This window comes from Micromonospora sp. 050-3 (genome assembly GCF_046549335.1).
Taxonomy (GTDB): Bacteria; Actinomycetota; Actinomycetes; order Mycobacteriales; family Micromonosporaceae; genus Micromonospora; species Micromonospora trifolii.
In genome coordinates this window covers 2,667,086-2,685,413 of record NZ_JAJPVX010000001.1, presented here as the reverse complement: position 1 = coordinate 2,685,413, position 18,328 = coordinate 2,667,086, and the positions used below count along the sequence as shown (strand labels likewise).

Sequence of the window (18,328 nt, the reverse complement as noted above, 5' to 3'; positions counted from 1 at the left end):
AGCCTCCCGCAGCGGCCGGCGACCGACCAGTGTCGGGAACGCCAAGCCCCGTACAGTTTCGGACATGACTCTCGTCGCGATCGCCGCCACCGACGGCATGCTGCACTTCGAGCTGGCTCTGGCCTGCGAGGTCTTCGCCCACGACCCCTCCGGCCTGGCCGACCCCTGGTACGACGTGGCGATCTGCGGCCCCGGCCCGGTCCGGATCGGCCGTTTCCTGGTGGCGCCCGACGATGGGCTGGACCGGCTCGCCCGCGCCGACACCGTGATCATCCCGTCGGTCGGGGACGTCGACGCGGACGTACCCCCCGACCTGCTCGACGCGGTCCGCGTGGCCCACCGGGCGGGCGCCCGGATGGTCTCGCTGTGCACCGGCGCGTTCGTGCTGGCCGCCGCCGGGGTGCTCGACGGGCTGCGGGCCACCACGCACTGGGCGCACACCGAGGCGCTGGCCGCCCGCTATCCCCGGGTGCTGGTCGACCCGGACGTGCTCTACGTCGACAACGGCTCCGTGCTCGCCTCCGCCGGCAAGGCCGCCGCGATCGACCTGTGCCTGCACCTGATCCGACGCGACCACGGCTCGACCGTCGCCAACGCCGTCGCCCGCCGCCTGGTCGTGCCACCGCATCGCGCCGGCGGTCAGGCCCAGTACGTCACCACCCCGGTGCCGGCCCGCGAGGACCACCCGCTCGCCACGCTGTTCCCCTGGACGCTGGCCCGACTGGACCGGCCACTGACAGTCGAGGACCTGGCCCGGCAGGCGAACATGAGCTCACGCAACCTGGCCCGCCACTTCCGGTCGGTCACCGGCACCACCCCACTGCTGTGGCTGTCGACGCAGCGGATCCGCCGCGCCCAGGAGCTGTTGGAGAACACCGACGACAGCATCGACGCCATCGCCGAGGCGGCCGGCATGGGCACCGCCGCGACGCTGCGTCGGCACTTCCACCGCACCGTCGGTGTGCCCCCGGACGCGTACCGGCGCACCTTCCGCAGCGCCTGAGCCTGCCGCGGGTTGAGCCCTGACCGGGGTACGCGCGGAGGGCGTCGCTCGTCGGCGTCGGGCAGAATGCCAAGCTCCTGCTCTGCCGGCGGTCGGGGGTCCGATGGGCTACAGCTTCGAACACGTTGATCTGCCCGAACCCGCCGCTACCGCGCGCGCCCACGCCGAAGCGTGCATGGATCTGAACGGGTCGTGCGGCAACTGGCCACAGTGCTACGACGAGTACTCGTCGCTCGCCGCCGCCTACCAGTTCGACCTGAACATCGCCGGCATGGCGTTCTGTCGGGAACGCATGCGGTGGGCCGGCATGACCTACCAGGCAACGCCACAGCCCTTTCCGGACTGGCCGTTCGACAGCGTCGACGACTGGCGCAACGATCAGCGCCGACGCGACGCCTACAAGGAGGCCGAACGGGCGGCGTCCACGCAGACCAGCCCGGGCAAGGTGGGGATCCCCGAGTTCAAGTTGACGAGCAACGGCCCCTGGGTGGTGGGCCGGACCGAGATCGAGCAGGCGTTGATTCTCTACGAGGCGTCGCCGACGAGCCCGCGCGCCGAGTGGGAGACCGACGAGCTGTGGGTGGCCTGGCTCGACTGGCTGAGGGAGGCACGCGCTCACGGCGGCTTCGCCGTGAGCTGAGGGTCACAGCACTAGCGCTGGTCGGGGCGTTGCCGGGCGAACGCGTCGCGCTTGCCCCAGCGGCCGGGGATGTCCAGGAGCGCGATCCGCCCGAAGGTGGTGGGCAGCGCCGGGTCCACGGCCAGGTGGTCCTCGTGCGGGTTGATACCGAGCATGGTGCGGATCAGCAGCATGGAGGCGCCGCTGGACCACGCCTGCGGACTGCCCGCCGTCGGATACCGGATCGGGAACCGGGTGGTCTCGCGGTCGAACCCGCCGAACGCCTCGGGTAGCCGACCCTCGAAGTAGGTGGCGGCGGAGAGGATGCCCTCGGCGATGCGGGCCGCCTCGTTGCTGAACCCGTAGCGGCGCAGACCCCAGGCGATGAACGAGTTGTCGAACGGCCAGACCGTGCCGTTGTGGTAGCCGAGCGGGTTGTAGCGGCGCTGCCCCTCGGCGAACGTCCGCACCCCCCAACCGGAGAACAGCGCCGGACCCATCAGGTGCTCGACCACCCGGGGAGCCCGCTCCGGTGGCACGATGCCGCTCCACAACAGATGCCCGATGTTGGAGGACAGGCTGTCCACGGGGGTGCCGTCGTGGTCGAGCGCGAGGGCGTAGAAGCCGCGGTCCTCCAGCCAGAAGTCCCGGTTGAACCTGTCGTACAGGGCCGCCGCCTCGCTTTCCAGCCGATCGGCGAAGGCAGGATCACCCCAGAAGGTACGGGCCAGTCGTGCTCCTCGGATCTTCGCGTCGTAGGCGTACCCCTGGGTTTCGCAGGTGGCCCTCGGGAAGCCCGGCAGCCGGCCGTCGGCGTAGGAGATGCTGTCCCAGGAGTCCTTCCAGCACTGGTTGTCCAGCCCGGTGGCACGGTTGCGCCGCTGGTACCAGACGTAGCCGGTGGAGGTCAGGTCCGCGTACCTGTCGATCCAGGCCAGGGCCGCGCGTGCCTCCTGCTCCAACTCCATCACCAGCGCGGTGTCGCCGCTCCACCGCTCGTACTCGTCGAGCAGCACCACGAACAGCGGTGAGGCGTCCACAGTGCCGTAGTACGGGGAGTGCGGCTGCTCCTCGAACGCTGCCGACTCCCCGTAGCGCAGCTCGTGCAGGATCCGGCCCGGGTCCTCCTCCAGCACGTCGTCGGTCCGGACGCCCTGCAGCGACGCGAGGATCCGCAGTGTCGGTGGGGTCAGCGACGGGGTGACGGGCAGGGTCTGCAAGCAGGTCAACAGGCTGTCGCGGCCGAACAGGGTCATGAACCAGGGCAACCCGGCCGCGGGCACGCTCGCGCCGCTGAGCGAGAGCGGGGCGAAGCGCAGCGCCGCCAGGTCCACCAGGCTGCGGTGGTAGACCTGCTGGAGGCCGACGCTGTCGGTGTCCAGGGTCGGGGCCGCAGCGACCCACGCCTGCACGCTCGCCGGCAGAGTGGAGTCGTCCGGCCGTTGGGCGCGCAGGGCGGCGCGCAGGTCGACGCCGTCCGGGCGCAACGCCAGCATGACGGCCTGCAAGCGGGTCGACCACTGCTGCTCGGGGCGCAGCCGGACCGCGAAGCGGAGGCCGCCCGGGTCGAACTCCGCGGGCTCACTCGCCGACACGACGACCTCACGTCGGTAGGTGCCGCGCCGGTAGCCCAGCCGCAACTCGTTCGGGCCGACGCGCGTGTAGTGCTCGCCGGTCTTGTCGCCGTTGTCGAACTTGATCTCGAAGATGTCGGCGAAGTCGGCGGCCACCTCCAGACGTACGTCGAGCGTCATGTCCCGCTCGCCGTAGTTGAAGATCGTCAGCGACTCGGTGAGGTCCGGGCCGATGCGCCGACGCCGGATGGCCGACACGTCGGCCTGCACGTAGTCCACCGCCGCGCCCGGCACCACGAAGAACGTGACCTCGAAGTACTGGCTGTCGTCCACCGACAGCGCTGTCATGCACTCGCCGTTGACGGTGAGCCGCCAGCGGGACAGGAAACGCGTGTCGGCGGCGAAGAGGCCGACCGGGGTGCTCGGGGAGGACTGCACGTCGCCGCTGGCGTCGGACACCATGAACGTGTTGCCATCGATGCACGCTGCGGTGCCCGCGATATCCCTCATCGGTCACGTCCCGCTGTCGGGGTTGTCGCGCTGAAGCCGTCCGGGCTCTCGCGGAAACAGCCGCCCGATGCGCAACGCCAGGGCGAGGTCACCGTCGACCATGATCTCGCCCCGGGTGATCGCCGCCAGCCCGTTCACCTCGCCCCGCGCCATCGCCTCCGCAAGCTGCGCGGACACCTGGATCACGGTGGTGGCGGGGCCACCGCTTCGGGTCACCCGCATCCGACCATGATCGATGTCCAGCAGCCACTGCTCCAGGTGGCCGTCGTCGCGGATGTCGAATCGCACGCTGCCACAGACCTTGCTGAACCGCGGATCCTGGCCAGCGACCGTCAACCGCTCGAAGAAGGCGCTGGTCGCCGACATCCCACCTCCTCGGGCGCTGGTAAGAGCGCATGCCGGCTACCCGGTGCCGCGCACTCCTAACGCCGGACGGCGCACCTTGTTCAGGGTGCGAGCGAGAAGCGGGTCCAGGTGGTCGCGTCCGTGGTGACCAGGACGTGGTCCGGCTCCTCCGTCGACCCGTCGTCACGCCCGAAGAGCCAGGCGTAGCCGGGCGCGACACTGACCGCACCAACGAGCCGGCCGTACTCCCGGGCGACAGTGAATCGCTTCCCGTCGTCCCGGCTGACCAGCAGGCGCGCGCGGCGGTCGGGTTCGGTGCCCGCACCGGGCGTTATCGCCAGCAGGGACCCGTCCGACCCCACAGTGAGGTCGTAGTGGAGCTGATCCGACAGCTCGGCGCCGGTGTCCGTCCAGGTCTTCGCGCCGTCGGTGGTCCGCAGCAGCCGCGCCCCGCCACCCGCCGTGGTCGGTTCGGTCAGCACGTACCCTTCCTGGTCGTCGATGCCGACCGCCGCGATCACATCCCCGCCGTCGCCCACCTCCCAGGTGGTCCAGGTGGCGCCCCGGTCGGCGCTGCGGGCGACTGTCGAACCCTGGGCGCTCGCCATCCGGTACGTGGCCCAGATGCTGCCGTCCGCTGCCGGGTAGAGGCTGTACAGCGCACGCCACGAGGGCGCCGTGGCGGTGAGCCGGTACACGGTTCCGTTCGACGGGTCCACCGCCAGCGGCTCCAACACCGGCCTACAGCCGAACCCGCAGAGGACCGGTCGGGCCGTCGCCGGGAACGTGGGTACGGCCACGATCGCGGAAGCCGCGTCCCGCCAGGTGCGGCCGTAGTCGGTGGAGATTTTCGCCAGCCCCGAGTCGGTGGCCAGGTAGGACCGCTCACCGAGTACGAAGAAGTCAGTGCCGCTGCCCGGCGTCCCGGCGGCGATGCCGGCCGCACATCGGGTGCCCTCGAAGCGCGCCGCGTCCCAGTCCGACCAGCTGCGGCCGCCGTCGTCGGTGTAGGCGAAGCGCACGACGCAGCCGTCCTGCCGCACGTCGACCCCGGAGTCCTGCCCGGTCAGCGTGAACTGGCTGAACTGCGCACCCGACGGTGTCGGCGGGTCGGCCGGCGCGGCCCGGTCCGGCTCTGCCAGCAGCGGTACGACCGCCAGCCCGGCCAGTGCGACAAGTGCGATCGTCACCGTCGCGACGGACCGGTGCCGACGGGAGCGGGCGGTGGTGCGCAGCTCGTTCAGGGGCGGCTGCGAGACGGCCTCGGTGACGGTGTCCACGTCGAAGCCGGAGAATTCACGACCGGACATCGATCCTCCCGGTTTCCGTAGCGTCGGTGTCGGCGAGCAACGCCGCCAGAGCGACCCGGCCCCGCGACATCCGGGACTTCACCGTCCCGGACGACACGCCCAGCGTCGCGGCGACCTCGTCCACCGGCAGGTCGACGAGGTAGTGCAGGGCGAGCGCGTGTCGCTGCCCCTCCGGCAGCACGCGCAGCGCCGCGAGCAGGGCGAGGTGCTCCGGGGAGTGGTCGGCGACGGCCGGCGGCGGACCGATGCGGCGCAGCAGCCCGTCGAGCATCCGACGGCGGCGGAACCGGCTGCGGGCCCAGTTCACAGCGACCCGACGCAACCAGGCCTCCGGGTTCTCCAGCCCGGCGAACCGCCCCGGCGCCATCAGCGCCCGGGTGAACGCCTCCTGGACCGCCTCCTGCGCCTCGGTCAGGTCGCCGGTCACCGCGTACAGCTGGACGACCAGGCGTCGGAAACAGCCGGCGTAGAGCTCGGAGATCAGATCGCCGTCGGACACCGTCACCCCCCTTCTCCACCACTCCCACCAACGGGCCGGGGAGAAGGTTCCGGTGTCCGGCCAGAATCCGGGTCAGCCGAGGTTGAAGTCCACCACGAGCGTTCCGGCCCACACCGACCGCATCGGACGTTCTGCCCCGAACCCGGCGCATGCGGCACGGGTACGACATAGCGTCACGGGGGCGGGACCACCGCCGCCTCCGCCGGCGGACCGGCGGCGGCGCCCACCGGAAGGGACCGGACATGAGTCGTGTCGACAGTGTGCTCCTGCCGGAGCTGGACGGGCCGGTGCCGGCGACGCTGCCGAGCGCGCTCGGTCTGCTGAGCCTGGCCCTGGGAGTGGGCGCGCTGGTCGCGCCCGGACCCGTCGCGCGGATGACGGGAGTGGACGACATCCCCGCCGCGCGGGCGGTGCTCCCGGCCATCGGCCTACGCGAGCTGGGCAGCGCCGCCGGCCTGCTCAGCGGCCGCCGCCCGGCCGGCTGGGCCTGGAGTCGGGTGGTCGGCGACGCCATGGACCTCACACTGCTCGGGCGGGCCCTCGCCGACCGCGGCGGTGAACGCCGCCACCGGGTCGCGCTGACCACCCTCGCCATCGCCGGCATCACCGCCGTCGACGTGCTCGCCGCTGCACGCGTCGGCCGGGCTCGACGGGCCCGCGCCCGGGTGATCCGGATGCAGATCGCGGTGACGGTGAACCGGTCGCCCGCCGAGGCGTACCGGTTCTGGCGGGACATGGAGAACCTGCCCCGGTTCATGGCGCACCTGGAGTCCGTCCGCGTCGACGATCTGCGCCGTTCGCACTGGATCGCCCGTGGTCCGGCCGGGCGCCGCGTCGAGTGGGACGCCGAGATCATCGACGACCAGCCGAACAAGTTGATCACCTGGCGTTCGCTGCCGGGCACCCGGGTGCCCAACGCCGGGCGGGTCCGGTTCGTGCCCGCACCCGGCGACCGGGGAACCGAGGTACGGGTGGAGCTGCGCTACGCGCCGCCGGCCGGCGCGCTCGGCCGAGTGGTGGCGAAGCTCTTCGGCGAGGAACCCGAGCAACAGGTCCGCGACGACCTGCGCCGATTCAAGCAGGTCCTGGAGACCGGCGAGGTCGTCCGCTCCGAGGGCAGCCCCAACGGCATCTCCGTACGCCAACAGGCCATGCAGCGACCCGCCCAGCCGCTGCCGGCGTCCCGACGCTGACCGCCCGAGCTCTCCGAAAGGGACCGAGAATGAAGGCCACCGCCTGGATGGGCACCGACAGCGTCAAGGTCATCGACGTACCCGACCCCAAGATCATGAATGCCCGGGACGCGATCGTCAGGATCAGCACCACAGCGATCTGCGGCTCCGACCTGCACCTCTACCACGGCTACATCCCCGCCATGCGCAAGGGCGACATCCTCGGCCACGAGTTCATGGGCGAGGTGGTCGAGGTGGGCCCGCAGGTGCGCAACCTCAAGCCGGGCGACCGGGTGGTGGTGCCGTTCCCCATCGCCTGCGGGCACTGCTCGTCCTGCCAGCGCGGCCTCTACTCGGTCTGCGAGAACTCCAACCCGAACGCCGGCATCGCCGAGAAGATCCTGGGGCACTCGCCGGCCGGCATCTTCGGCTACTCGCACCTGCTCGGCGGGTACGCCGGCGGCCAGGCCGAGTACGCCCGGGTTCCGTTCGCCGACGTCGGCCCGGTCAAGGTGCCCGACGAGATCAGTGACGACCAGGCGGTCATGCTGGCCGACGTGTTCCCGACCGGCTACATGGGCGCCGAGATGTGCGACATCAAACCGGGGCAGGTGATCGCCGTCTGGGGCGCCGGGCCGGTCGGGTTGCTCGCCGCGGCCAGCGCCCGGTTGCTCGGCGCGGAACGGGTGATTGTCATCGACCGGTTCCCGTACCGGCTGCGGCTGGCCAAGGAGCACATCGACGTCGAGACGATCAACTACGAGGAAGCCGACGTGCTGGACACCCTCAACGAGATGACCGCCGGTCGGGGCCCCGACGCGTGCATCGACGCAGTGGGCCTGGAGGGCCACCACGGCAACGCCGCCATGTACGCCTACGACCGGGCGAAGCAGGTCGCGCGGGTCGAGACGGAACGGCCGTTCGCGCTGCGGCAGGCGATCCTGGCCTGTCGCTCCGGCGGGGTGGTCTCGGTCGTCGGCGCGTACGGCGGCTTCGTGGACAAATTCCCGATGGGCGCGTTCATGAACCGCTCGCTGATCATGCGGACCGGTCAGTGCCACGTCCAGCGCTACACCCGGCCGCTACTGGAGCGCATCCAGCGCGGCGAGATCGACCCAAGTTTCATCGTCAGCCACCGCATGTCGCTGCGCGACGCCCCGAAGGGCTACAAGATCTTCCAGAAGAAGCAGGACGACTGTACGAAGGTGCTGCTCAAGGTCTGACTGGCGGCCACCCCTCGGCCACCACCGCGGGTCGCCGCACGTGCATGCGACGAAAGCTCCGAGCACGTCTCCCGTTGTCCGGCAGCTAGCGTGTCGCCATGGAAAGTGGTGGCAGTTCGATGTCTGTCTCGGTTGATCTCACTGTCCGGCTACGGCCGGTTGCCGAGCCCGACCTGGCGATGTTGCGGCGGTTCTGCACCGAGCCGGGCCTGATCGGTCTGGACTGGGCCGGCTTCCGGGACGCCGGGGTGCCGGCGCGGCGGTTCGCCGTCGACGGCTACCTCGGCGAGGACGACGGACGGCTCGTCGTGGAGGTCGAGCAGGAGCAGGCCGCTGCCGGCGTCGTCAGCTACACCGCTGGGCGTTACGCCGGCCGGGCGTCGTACTGGGAGATCGGCATCGCCCTGCTGCCGCAGTGGCGGGGGAGGGGCGTCGGCTGGCGCGCCCAGGCGTTGCTCTGCGACTACCTTTTCCACCACAGCCCGGCCCAGCGCATCCAGGCCGGCACGCACCCGGAGAACGTCGCCGAGCAACGGGCGCTGGAGAAGGCCGGTTTCCAGCTTGAGGGCGTCGTGCGGGCCAGCGAGTTTCGGGCTGGCCGGTGGCGCGACGGCTACCTGTACAGCCGGTTGCGCGACGACCCGTCCCCCTGGGACCCGACACCGCAGGTCTGAGCACTAGCGCGGGCGGACCCCAGGCTCCACCGTCAGGGTCCCGGCTGTGGCGTCGATCGTGGCGCGCGAGCCCAGCGGAACGGTGAGCTGCCCGTTGCCGTGCCCCAGCCGTAACCCGCCCAGTACCGGCACGCCAAGGTCGTACAGGCGGTCCTTGAGCACCGCCGCCGCGTCCCACTCGCCCGGTTCACCGACACTGTTGGTGATCTGGCCGATGACCACCCCGGCGACCCTGGACAGCACGCCCACCCGGCGCAGCTCGGTCAGCATGCTGTCGATGCTGTACGGCGCCTCGTCCACGTCCTCGAAGAAGAGGATCGCGCCGTCGAACTTTGGGGAGTCCTCCGCGCCGAGCGAGGTGGAGATCAGCGTCAGGCAGCCGCCGAGCAGGGGCCCCGATGCGCGCCCCGGCACCACCACGGAAGCGGCTGTCTCGGCCGGGTCACGGGAGATGGTGACGGGCGCGGTGGTCATCACCGCCCTGCGGAGCGCCTCGGCCGACTCGGGGCCGGTGCGGGCGTCACTCCAGTTGACCATCGGGCCGTAGAAGGTGACCAGGCCGGTGTCGCGCCAGAGCTTGCCGTGGATGCTGGTGATGTCGCTGAAGCCGACGACCACCCGGGGGTCCCGGCGCAGAACGGAGGCGTCGATCTGGTCGACGATCCGCTGGGTGCCGTAACCGCCTCTGGCGGCGAAGACGGCACGGATGCCCGGGTCGGTCAGGGCGGCGTTCAGGTCGGCCAGCCGCTGCGCGTCGGTGCCGGCCAGATAGCCGTACTTGGTGAAGACGTGCGTGCCCAGCTCGACCTCCAGGCCCCAGCTGCGCAGGATCTCGATGCCGCGGGCCATGTTCGTGGGGTCGGGCGTGCTGCCGGGCGAAACGACCCGGACCCGGTCACCGGGTGCCAGCGCCGGTGCCCGCAGGACGCGCTTCGCACCAACCGGCGCGGCCTGCGCGGACGCGGCCTCCGCCGTGCCGACGAGCACAGCGCCACCGGCCGCCGCCGCTCCCATCCGCAGCATGTGTCGACGGGACAGGGGCACCCGCGCGGGCCCCTGGATCGTGGCTGGGTCTGTTCCAGAAGTGGTCACCGGCGTCCCCTCATCGTGATCAGACGATGTGCGAGCTGCCACAGCCTACGACAGCCATCGATCCGCATGGGTGTCCACAAAGGACGACATAGGGCGCGACCTGGCTCAGCTGGCGACCCGAGTGACGTGACTGGCACGTTTTGTGAGGCCCCACCCGCCGATGGCGGGGAGTCCGGATCCGCGCGCGGCCCCGTTTGTGGTCAGGGAGCCTGGGAACTCGCCCCGTTCGTCCGCAGGCAGGCCTCACGGCATGCCGACGAGACCGAAGGAGCGGGGCAATGGAGTACGAGCAGATGATCGCCACGGTACGACAGCGCGCGGGCCTCGGTGAGAACGAAGCGGTGCGTTCCATACAGGCAGTCCTGTCGGTGCTCGGCGAACGGCTCGCCGGACAGGAGGCGGACAACCTGGCGGCGCAACTACCGGATCGGCTGGACACGTCGGTCACCCGTAATCCGCAGGGCCGCCGGTGGGACATTGGTGAGTTCCTGAAGCACGTCGGCGACCGCGAACAGGTCGCGAACGCGGACCAGGTGCGTCAACACGCCCAGGCGGTGCTGCGGACCGTTGCCGAGGCGCTGAATGACGACGAGCGACACGACCTGCTCGCCCAGCTGCCCGGCGGCATCATCGACCTCTTCGGTGTCCCCACCCCGCGAGGCTGAGCACCGCCCCCGCCGCAACCGGCGCGGAGCAGGTCAGCGTGGGCTCAAGTCTTGCGGACCGCGCTGGTGAAGCCGGCGATGAAGAGGGTGGCGAAGCTCCAGGCGAGCAGTTGCAGGATCCAGCCGGCGACGGTGAGGGTCCGACCGGCACCGGTGTCGGTCGGTTGGCAGCGATCCCGGGCACCGGTCTTGAACAGTGGGGCGCCGAGGTCGAGGCCGACACCGATCTGGTCGATGCTCGTGCAGGCGGCGGCAGCTCCGCTGGCCACCCCCTTCTGCGCGAGGCCGCCATGGTGGCCGCCGACGACGCTGAGCGCGACGGCGACCGCCAGTGTGGCGAGGAGCAGGAGCAGGGCTCGCCAGGGCTGGTAGCCGTAGCCGAGGGTGATCCCGATGAGGCGACCCCAGGCGCGTTGGGCGGCGCTCAGCCCGGCGCGCTGGAGCTGGTCACGGCGTTGGGCGATGAGGATGGTGCGGGCGTCGCGGTCATGGCCGGCGGCCCGGTAGGCGGCGGCGAGCTGCTGGTAGGGCTGGGCGCTGTAACGGGGCGTGTCCTCGCGCAGCAGGGTCAGCCAGCGGCGCAGTGACGCCGGCCGCGGCTGCCCGCTGTAGGTGAGCCCCTCCACCTCGACAAGCGGTCCCGGGCCCGGTGCCGTACGGGCCACCCGATCGGTCTCGAGGCGGAGTGCCCCACCGACCCTGGTTCCGGCCAGCACCAGCACCACCACCTCGTCACCGCCGGTGGTGGCACTGAACCCATCATCCAGGAGCACGTCCTGGTCGACCCGAAGGCCGTTCAGGTCGAGGGCGGGACCAACTGTGTTCTCCAGTTGCGCCCCACCGCAGGCCAGAAGCCCACCAATGTGGGCGCCGGCCAGGCCGACGCCGCCCCACTCACTGGCGCTGCGGGCGGTGAAGCCACGATCCAGGGCCAGGTCCCGGTCGACGGTGAGGCCGTCGGCGTCGAGGACCGGTCCGGCGGTGTTCGTGAGCCGCGCACCGCCCGCGCTCAGCGACCCGATGTGCGCGCCGATGAGCCGGATCGTGCCCTGCTGGCTGGCGCTGCTGGCGCTGAAGCCGTTCCAGAGCAGCACGTCCTGGTCGGCTCGAAGATTGTCGGCGTTGAGCGCCGGGCCGACGGTGTTTTCCAGCCGTGCCCCACCGAAGTTGAGCTGGCCGCCGATGTGGGCGCCGAGCAGCCGGATCGTGCCGCGCGCGCTGGGGCTGGTGGCGGTGAAGCCGTCATTCAGGAACACGCTCTGGTCGACGGTGAGGCCGTCGGCATCCAGGGCCGGTCCGGTGCTGTTCTTCCACCGCGCTCCGCGGCAGTCCAGTGTGCCGACGCGGGCGGCAGCGAGACGAATCGTGGCGGCGACGGTGTCGGCGCTCACCGTGCTCCACTCGAGCGAGAGCGCCCAGGCCGCACAGCGCGTGGCCTCCAGTGCCGCGTCCGCCGAGCCGGGCGCCTGCTCGATGCGGCACCCGCTCAGGGCGACCGCCGACAGGCGGGCGTTGCGAAGGTTCACGCCGTCGGGCAGCAGGCAGTCGCGCAACTCCAGTGCCAGGTCACTGATGACGTTCTCCAGGTCGATCTGGCCGACGATCCGGGCCCCGCGCAGCCGCAGGCCATGCGGGTCGGGCTCGCTGACCAGCCGGCCGCGCATCAGCTCACGGATGACCGAGGCCGAGATCGCGTGGTCGTCGCCCCAGGAGCGCATCGCTTCCTCGTCGGCCGGCCCGTCGCCGGCCAAGTCGAGCACCTCACCGCGGGCGACGGACTCGATCAGCCGCTGCTCCACCGCAGTGTGCGTCGCGCCGTTCACATCCCGCGCCCGCTGTGCGCCCACTGACGTCATGGCACCCATCATCAACGACAGGCGCGCCGAGCGGTCGGCGCCGCGGGGCGTCTCGACCGAGAAACGTTCCTGCCGGCAGCGAATCGAGCGGCCTCGCTTCGCACCACCGCGGGCCGCTGGGTCGGGACCCGGTCGGGGGTCCAGCGGGGCACACGAGGGCTTACGGGATCGGCCACTCGTGCACCGGCCGGTTGCTGTGCATCAGGTCGACGTAGTGGCGGACCACCTCGCGCAGCGCTTCCGGCCGGTCCAGGTGGTCGGCCGACTCCAACCGGTGCAGCGTCTCCACCTGCCAGGTCGCGCCGTTGCGGCTGGTCAGGCAGCGCTGCTCGATGATGCCGAGCAACCGGTCCCGTTCGGTGGGGTCGAGCCCCCACCGGTCCAGGCCGTGATGCGCCATCGGCAGCAACCGGCGCAACACCAACTCGGTGACGGGCAGGTAGCCGAGACCGGGCCAGTAGACCTGCGCGTCGATGCCGTGCCGGGCGCAGCTGGTGAAGTTCTCCTCGGCGGCGCTGAACGACATCTGTGACCACAGTGGCCGGTCCGACTCAGCGAGGGCGCGCACCAAACCGAAGTAGAAGGCGCCGTTGGCGATGGTGTCCAACACTGTCGGACCGGCCGGCAGCACCCGGTTTTCCACCCGCAGGTGCGGGCGGCCCCGCGACACGTCGTACACCGGGCGGTTCCACCGGTAGACGGTGCCATTGTGCAGGCGCAACTCGGCCAGATTGGGGACCTCACCGGCCGCGAGTGCCTGCGCCGGGTCCTCCGGATCGCAGACCGGCAACAACGCCGGGAAGTAGCGCACGTTCTCCTCGAAAAGGTCGAAAACGCTGGTGATCCAGCGTTCGCCGAACCAGACCCGGGGGCGCACCCCCTGGGCTTTGATCTCCTCCGACCGGGTGTCGGTGGCCTGCTGGAACAGCGGAATCCGGGTCTCGCGCCACAGCTCCCGGCCGAAGAACAGCGGCGAGTTCGCGCCGACCGCGACCTGGATGCCGGCCACCGCCTGGGCGGCGTTCCAGTAGTCGGCGAACTGGGCCGGGCTGACCTGGAGGTGGAACTGGGTGCTGGTGCAGGCCGCCTCCGGGGTGATCGTGTCGGCGGTGACCGCCAACCGTTCCACCCCGCTGATGGCGATCGGCAGATCCTCACCACGGGCCGCGAAGATCTGCTCGTTGAGCAGCTTGTAACGGGGGTTGGCCGACAGCGTCTCGGCGGTCAGGTGCTCGGGACGAAGCGTCGGCAGGATGCCGATCATGACCATGTGCGCGCCGATCGCCCGGGCCTTCACCTCGGCGGCGTTGAGGCTGGCCCGCACGTACTCCTCGAAGTCGGCAGTGCCGGTGCCGGTCAGCCGGCGCGGCGGCACGTTGATCTCGACGTTGAACTGGCCCAGCTCGGTCTGGAAGCTCGGGTCGGCGATGGCCGCCAGCACGTCCGCGTTGCGCATCGCCGGATTCGACGCCTCGTCGACCAGGTTCAGCTCGATCTCCACGCCGGTCATCGGCCGGTCGAGGTCGAAGCGGGACTCGCGCAGCATCTCGGCGAAGACATCGAGGCAGCGGCGGACCTTGTCGCGATAGCGGGCGCGATCCTCTCGACTGAAGGTTCGTACGCCGACGTCCTCGCCCATGGTCACCACCCTGTCACCGCTGGTCCCCCTAACCTCGCACGTGATCGGCGGGCGGGGGAAGACCCGAGGACCCTTTCCTACCCAACTGCCCGCCCCGTTAGCCCAGCCGGAGCAGACCGATAGCATTGCGGCCCGAGAGGTGGTGGCGTGCGGATGCGCGAGAAGGTGACCCGGCTGTTCGTCGCGGCGGCGATCGCCGAGGCCTGCTCCTGGCTGGCCCTGCTGGTCGGCATGCTGGTCAAGTACGGTCCGCCGGACAACGAGCTGGGCGTCAAGATCTTCGGTCCGATCCACGGCGGCCTGTTCGTCGCGTACGTCCTGCTGGTGCTGGCCGTGGCCCGGCTGCACCGGTGGAGCCTGCTGGCTACGGCGGTGGCCCTGGCCAGCGCGGTGCCGCCGTTCGCCACCCTCGCCTTCGAGCGCTGGGCCCGCCGCCGGGGCATGCTCGGCGTCGACCGGCAAACGGCCCGCGAGGCCGTTCCGGTCGGCTGAGCCGCCGACCCGCCCGCGGACCCCACCCGCTGAGCTGAGCCGCCGAGCGGCCCGCCCGCCCGCCGGACCGGTCAGGTCAGCGCGGAGCAGGCCGCGATGCCGGCCAGCAGCAGCGTGCCCAGGAACGCCTGCAACAGCAGTGGCGGCCCGAGATGCGACCAGAGGGTCGCCGTACGCGGGGTCAGCAACTGCCCGGTGGTGAGGTTGACGATCCGCTCGATCCGGGGCGGCAGCTCCGGGTCGCGTTGCGGGCGCAGGGTCAGTTGCACCTGGTCGGCCGGGTGCAGGGCGCTCTGCGGCAGGTGACCGTGCAGCTCCACCTCGCAGAGCTGGCCGGCGGTGTTGCGTAGCCGCACCGGGGTGACCAGGTATTCCGGGCCCTGCTTCAGCTCCTTCCAGCGACGGCGGGTGCCGCCACCACCGAACGAGAAGAGCGAGCGCAGCAGCAGGGCGGGCAACCGGGCGAAGGCCGCGGCGGCGAGCACCGCCACCAACACCGGCTGACCGATGCGTACCTCACGGGTGTAGCCGTCGAGCAGGCGGATCAGCCGCCCGGTGACGATCCGTTCCGTCGGGTGCGCGATCCGTCGGGTATCGAGTCCGCTGTCCATTTCCACCACCGAGAGTCCGCTTGTGTTCACAGATCGTATCGACGTCCTCGGTTGAACGACGTGAATGAAACCTGGTCACGGGCTCACGGCCGCGAGGTGACATCCCCGGCGACCCGGGTAAGCGGGGGGCCGAGCTGGAAAGGGGTCGAGCATGCAGCTGTCCTTCCTGCGCCCGCTCTACGACCGTCCCGGGCCGTGGTGCTCGGTGTATCTGGACGCCTCCGCGGACACGGAGGACGCCAAACCCGCGTTGGACCTGCGCTGGCGCGCCCTGGAACGCAGCCTGGCCGAACAGGGTGCGGACGAGGCGAACATCGCCGCGCTGGACCGGGTGGTCCGGGGTCACGATCCGATGGTCGGGGACTACGGCCTGGCGCTCTTCGCCAGTCACGGCCACGTGGTGCTGTCCGAGTACCTGTCCGCGCCGCCACTGCGGGACCTGGCCAACGTCGGCCCGTTGCCGCACGTGATGCCGCTGCTCGCCCAGCGCGGCGAACAGGTGGCCTGGGTGCGTGTGGTCGCCGACCGGCTCGGCGCCGACGCGATGGCGGTCAGCGCCGGCGGGGTGCCCCGGCGAGCGCACGTCGCCGGCCGGGACGAGTACCCGCTTCGGCGGGCGAAGCCCGGCGGCTGGTCCCAGTCGCGCTACCAACGGGCGGCCATGGAGGCGTGGCACCAGAACGCCGGCGACGTCACAGCGGCGACAGTGCAGCTGGCCGACCGGGTCGGCGCGGACGTGGTGGTGGTCGCCGGTGACGTCCGGGCCACCGGAATGATCGCCGCCCAGATGCCGGAGCGCTGGCAGGACCTGGTGGTCCGCACCGATGCCGGGTCGCGGGCCGGCGGCGCCGACCAGACGATGCTGGACGACCTCACCGTGCAGACCATCGCGGAGATCGCCGACCAGCGGATCAGCGACGCGCTGGACAAGTTCGGCGTGCAGGAGGACGTGGGCGGCGGCCTCGACGCGGTCGTCTCGGCCCTGCAACGCAACCAGGTGGACATGATGATCATCGTGGATGATCCGTCGGCCAACGGTGAGTTGTGGATCGGCGCCGAACCCACCGAGATCGCCGTCGACCCGGGGCAGCTGGCCGCCATGTCGGTGGCCGACCCGCAGCGGGTACGCGCCGACGCGGCGCTGGTCCGAGCGCTCGTCGGCACCGACGCGGCACTGACAGTGCTCGGCGCCGACGAGGCGCCCGACCTGACCGACGGCGTCGGCGCGGTACTGCGTTACGTCGACCCCAGCACACCGGGGCGCGGCAATGGTTGACCGAACGGTCGCGGACGTCGTGGTGGAGCGGCTGCTGGCCTGGCGGGTACCCCGCGCCTTCGGGTACCCGGGCGAGGCGATCGCTCCACTGGTCGACGCGTTGGACCGCACGGGCGGCGAGCCGGCGTTCATCCCGGCCCGACACGAGGAGACCGCCTCGTTCATGGCCACCGGGCACGCCAAGTTCACCGGCGGCATCGGGGTCTGCCTCGCCACCCAGGGGCCCAGCGCCGTCCAGCTGCTCAACGGCCTCTACGACGCCAAGCTGGACAGCAAGCCGGTGGTGGCCATCGTCGGGGAGGACATCTCCGGGCCACTCGGCGGCGCGCACCAGGAGATCGGGCTGAGCCGGCTCTTCGGGGACGTGTGCAACCAGTTCGTCCGGTACGGCCGCAGCCCCGATGAGGTGGGGGCGCTGCTGGACCAGGCGTTCCGGACGGCGGCGGCCACCCGCAGCCCGACGTGCGTGGTGCTGCCGCGACAGTTGCAGGAGGCGCTGGTGCCCGACCTGCAGTCGTACGGCGCCGGGGTGATCACGGCGACCCCCGGCGAACCGCTGGCCCGGGTCCTGCCGCACGAGGCGGACCTGGACGCCGCCGCGCAGCTGCTCACCGGCGGCCAGCGGACCGCGATCCTGGTGGGCCAGGGTGGTCGCGACGCGGCCGCCGAGATCATCGAGATCGCCGACCGGCTGGGCGCCGGGGTGGCCACCTCGCTGCTCGGCAAGCCGGTGCTCGACGAGCGGCTACCGTTCCACACCGGGGTGCTCGGCGAGGTCGGCACCCCGGCGGCGGCCGAGCTGATGGGTGGTTGCGACACGCTGCTGATGGTCGGCACCAACGACCCGTGGACCGACTACTTCCCGATGCCCGAGCAGGCGCGCACGGTGCAGATCGACATCGACGGCCGGCGGATCGGCACCCGGTACCCGGCCGACGTGCCGCTGGTCGGCGATGCCGCCGAGACGCTCCGGGCGCTGCTGAGCCGATTGCGCGGCCGGCCCGAACAGCAGTGGCGCGCCACTGTGGAGAGTTCGGTGGACCGCTGGCGGGAGGTCGCCGCCGAGCGGGCCGCCGCCGCCGCGGACCCGGTCAACCCGCAGCTCGTCCTTCAGGAGTTGTCCGCCCGGATGCCCGGCACCGGCGCGGTCGCCGTCGACGTCGGCTCGGTCCTCTACTGGTACGCCCGGCACCTGACCCTGCCACCGGGGGTCAACGCGCAGCTGTGCGGCACCCTCGGCTCGATGGGCTGCGCGCTGCCGTACGCCGTGGCGGCCAAGCTCGCCGCCCCCGACCAGCCGGTGGTCGCGCTGCTCGGTGACGGGGCGATGCAGCTCAACGGGCTCGCCGAACTGATCACCGTCTCGCACCTCTGGCAGCAGTGGCGTGACCCGCGGCTGGTCGTGCTGGTGCTCAACAACCGGGACCAGAACGGCATGGGTGGCGGGCGACGACCGTTGTCCGACCCGACCCACCGCCGCCCCGACGTGCCGTACGCCGGGTGGGCGCGGCTGCTGGGGCTGCACGGAGTGCGGGTGGACCGCCCGGAGCTGGTCGGCGCTGCCTGGGACGAGGCCCTCGCCGCGGACCGCCCCTGCGTACTGGAGGCGGTCGTCGACCCGGCGGTGTCGCTGGCGCCGCCGGAGCCCGCCTTCGCCGACCTGCGCGGCCTGTACGCCGAGGGCGCTCCGGCCCGGAAGGTCCGCGAGCAGGTGGAGGTCACCGCGAACGCCGACGATCTCGTTTAGCCACCCCGGACCAGGGCATCA

The 18,328-nt window shown here is 71.5% G+C and carries 17 protein-coding genes; 9 read left to right on the top strand and 8 right to left on the bottom strand.

Going from position 1 to position 18,328, the window contains the following annotated elements:
- Positions 1-64: 64 nt before the first annotated feature.
- On the top strand, positions 65-1,003 hold the full coding sequence (locus tag ACLJOK_RS12265) for a helix-turn-helix domain-containing protein (protein WP_410818404.1): 939 nt from the start codon (positions 65-67) through the stop codon (positions 1,001-1,003).
- A 175-nt stretch (positions 1,004-1,178) separates the two neighbouring features.
- The gene (locus ACLJOK_RS12260) at positions 1,179-1,643 is read left to right on the top strand and encodes a hypothetical protein (RefSeq protein WP_410818402.1); all 465 of its coding nucleotides are present in this window, start codon (positions 1,179-1,181) and stop codon (positions 1,641-1,643) included.
- Between the two features lie 11 nt (positions 1,644-1,654).
- Here ACLJOK_RS12260 and ACLJOK_RS12255 read toward each other — a convergent pair whose 3' ends face one another.
- The 4 genes from ACLJOK_RS12255 to ACLJOK_RS12240 all read right to left on the bottom strand — a co-directional run bounded on the left by ACLJOK_RS12255 (position 1,655) and on the right by ACLJOK_RS12240 (position 5,866).
- The gene (locus ACLJOK_RS12255) at positions 1,655-3,706 is read right to left on the bottom strand and encodes a glycogen debranching N-terminal domain-containing protein (protein ID WP_410818401.1); all 2,052 of its coding nucleotides are present in this window, start codon (positions 3,704-3,706) and stop codon (positions 1,655-1,657) included.
- Between the two features lie 3 nt (positions 3,707-3,709).
- A complete protein-coding gene (locus ACLJOK_RS12250) occupies positions 3,710-4,072 on the bottom strand; it encodes an SCP2 sterol-binding domain-containing protein (RefSeq protein ID WP_410818399.1) in 363 nt (120 codons plus the stop codon).
- An 80-nt stretch (positions 4,073-4,152) separates the two neighbouring features.
- Complete coding sequence (locus tag ACLJOK_RS12245) at positions 4,153-5,361, bottom strand: hypothetical protein (RefSeq protein ID WP_410818397.1); 1,209 nt, start codon at positions 5,359-5,361, stop codon at positions 4,153-4,155.
- Positions 5,348-5,866, bottom strand: a complete 519-nt coding sequence (locus tag ACLJOK_RS12240; RefSeq protein WP_410818395.1) for an RNA polymerase sigma factor — start codon at positions 5,864-5,866, stop codon at positions 5,348-5,350. The genes ACLJOK_RS12245 and ACLJOK_RS12240 overlap by 14 nt, the downstream gene beginning before the upstream one ends.
- A 236-nt stretch (positions 5,867-6,102) precedes the next feature.
- Between ACLJOK_RS12240 and ACLJOK_RS12235 the strand changes: the two genes are divergently transcribed.
- From ACLJOK_RS12235 to ACLJOK_RS12225, 3 genes are all read left to right on the top strand, one after another.
- Positions 6,103-7,053: an SRPBCC family protein gene (locus ACLJOK_RS12235; RefSeq protein WP_410818392.1), complete on the top strand. Its 951-nt coding sequence runs from the start codon at positions 6,103-6,105 to the stop codon at positions 7,051-7,053.
- Positions 7,054-7,082: 29 nt separating this feature from the next.
- Positions 7,083-8,255 (top strand): zinc-dependent alcohol dehydrogenase, encoded by a 1,173-nt coding sequence (locus tag ACLJOK_RS12230; protein ID WP_410818390.1) that lies wholly within the window; start codon positions 7,083-7,085, stop codon positions 8,253-8,255.
- A gap of 119 nt (positions 8,256-8,374) precedes the next feature.
- Positions 8,375-8,929, top strand: a complete 555-nt coding sequence (locus ACLJOK_RS12225; RefSeq protein ID WP_410818388.1) for a GNAT family N-acetyltransferase — start codon at positions 8,375-8,377, stop codon at positions 8,927-8,929.
- Between the two features lie 3 nt (positions 8,930-8,932).
- Here the strand turns inward: ACLJOK_RS12225 and ACLJOK_RS12220 are convergent, their stop codons facing one another.
- Positions 8,933-9,952: an LD-carboxypeptidase gene (locus ACLJOK_RS12220; RefSeq protein WP_410818386.1), complete on the bottom strand. Its 1,020-nt coding sequence runs from the start codon at positions 9,950-9,952 to the stop codon at positions 8,933-8,935.
- Positions 9,953-10,299: 347 nt separating this feature from the next.
- On the opposite strand from ACLJOK_RS12220, the gene ACLJOK_RS12215 reads away from it, so the two are divergent.
- Positions 10,300-10,686, top strand: coding sequence for a DUF2267 domain-containing protein (locus ACLJOK_RS12215; protein ID WP_355007862.1), 387 nt, complete (start codon positions 10,300-10,302; stop codon positions 10,684-10,686).
- 44 nt (positions 10,687-10,730) lie between these two features.
- Here ACLJOK_RS12215 and ACLJOK_RS12210 read toward each other — a convergent pair whose 3' ends face one another.
- On the bottom strand, positions 10,731-12,542 hold the full coding sequence (locus tag ACLJOK_RS12210; RefSeq protein ID WP_410818384.1) for a hypothetical protein: 1,812 nt from the start codon (positions 12,540-12,542) through the stop codon (positions 10,731-10,733).
- A gap of 160 nt (positions 12,543-12,702) precedes the next feature.
- Complete coding sequence (locus ACLJOK_RS12205) at positions 12,703-14,181, bottom strand: glutamate--cysteine ligase (RefSeq protein WP_410818383.1); 1,479 nt, start codon at positions 14,179-14,181, stop codon at positions 12,703-12,705.
- Positions 14,182-14,334: 153 nt separating this feature from the next.
- Here ACLJOK_RS12205 and ACLJOK_RS12200 point away from each other — a divergent pair, with 153 nt between their 5' ends.
- A complete protein-coding gene (locus ACLJOK_RS12200) occupies positions 14,335-14,673 on the top strand; it encodes a DUF3817 domain-containing protein (protein WP_410819338.1) in 339 nt (112 codons plus the stop codon).
- A gap of 71 nt (positions 14,674-14,744) precedes the next feature.
- Here the strand turns inward: ACLJOK_RS12200 and ACLJOK_RS12195 are convergent, their stop codons facing one another.
- Entirely contained in the window at positions 14,745-15,293 is a 549-nt protein-coding gene (locus tag ACLJOK_RS12195; RefSeq protein ID WP_410819336.1) for a hypothetical protein, read from the bottom strand.
- 142 nt (positions 15,294-15,435) lie between these two features.
- Here ACLJOK_RS12195 and ACLJOK_RS12190 point away from each other — a divergent pair, with 142 nt between their 5' ends.
- Both ACLJOK_RS12190 and ACLJOK_RS12185 read left to right on the top strand, forming a co-directional pair.
- Entirely contained in the window at positions 15,436-16,560 is a 1,125-nt protein-coding gene (locus tag ACLJOK_RS12190) for a Vms1/Ankzf1 family peptidyl-tRNA hydrolase (protein ID WP_354946292.1), read from the top strand.
- Positions 16,553-18,307, top strand: coding sequence for a thiamine pyrophosphate-binding protein (locus tag ACLJOK_RS12185; RefSeq protein ID WP_410818381.1), 1,755 nt, complete (start codon positions 16,553-16,555; stop codon positions 18,305-18,307). The genes ACLJOK_RS12190 and ACLJOK_RS12185 overlap by 8 nt, the downstream gene beginning before the upstream one ends.
- Positions 18,308-18,328 lie beyond the last annotated feature (21 nt).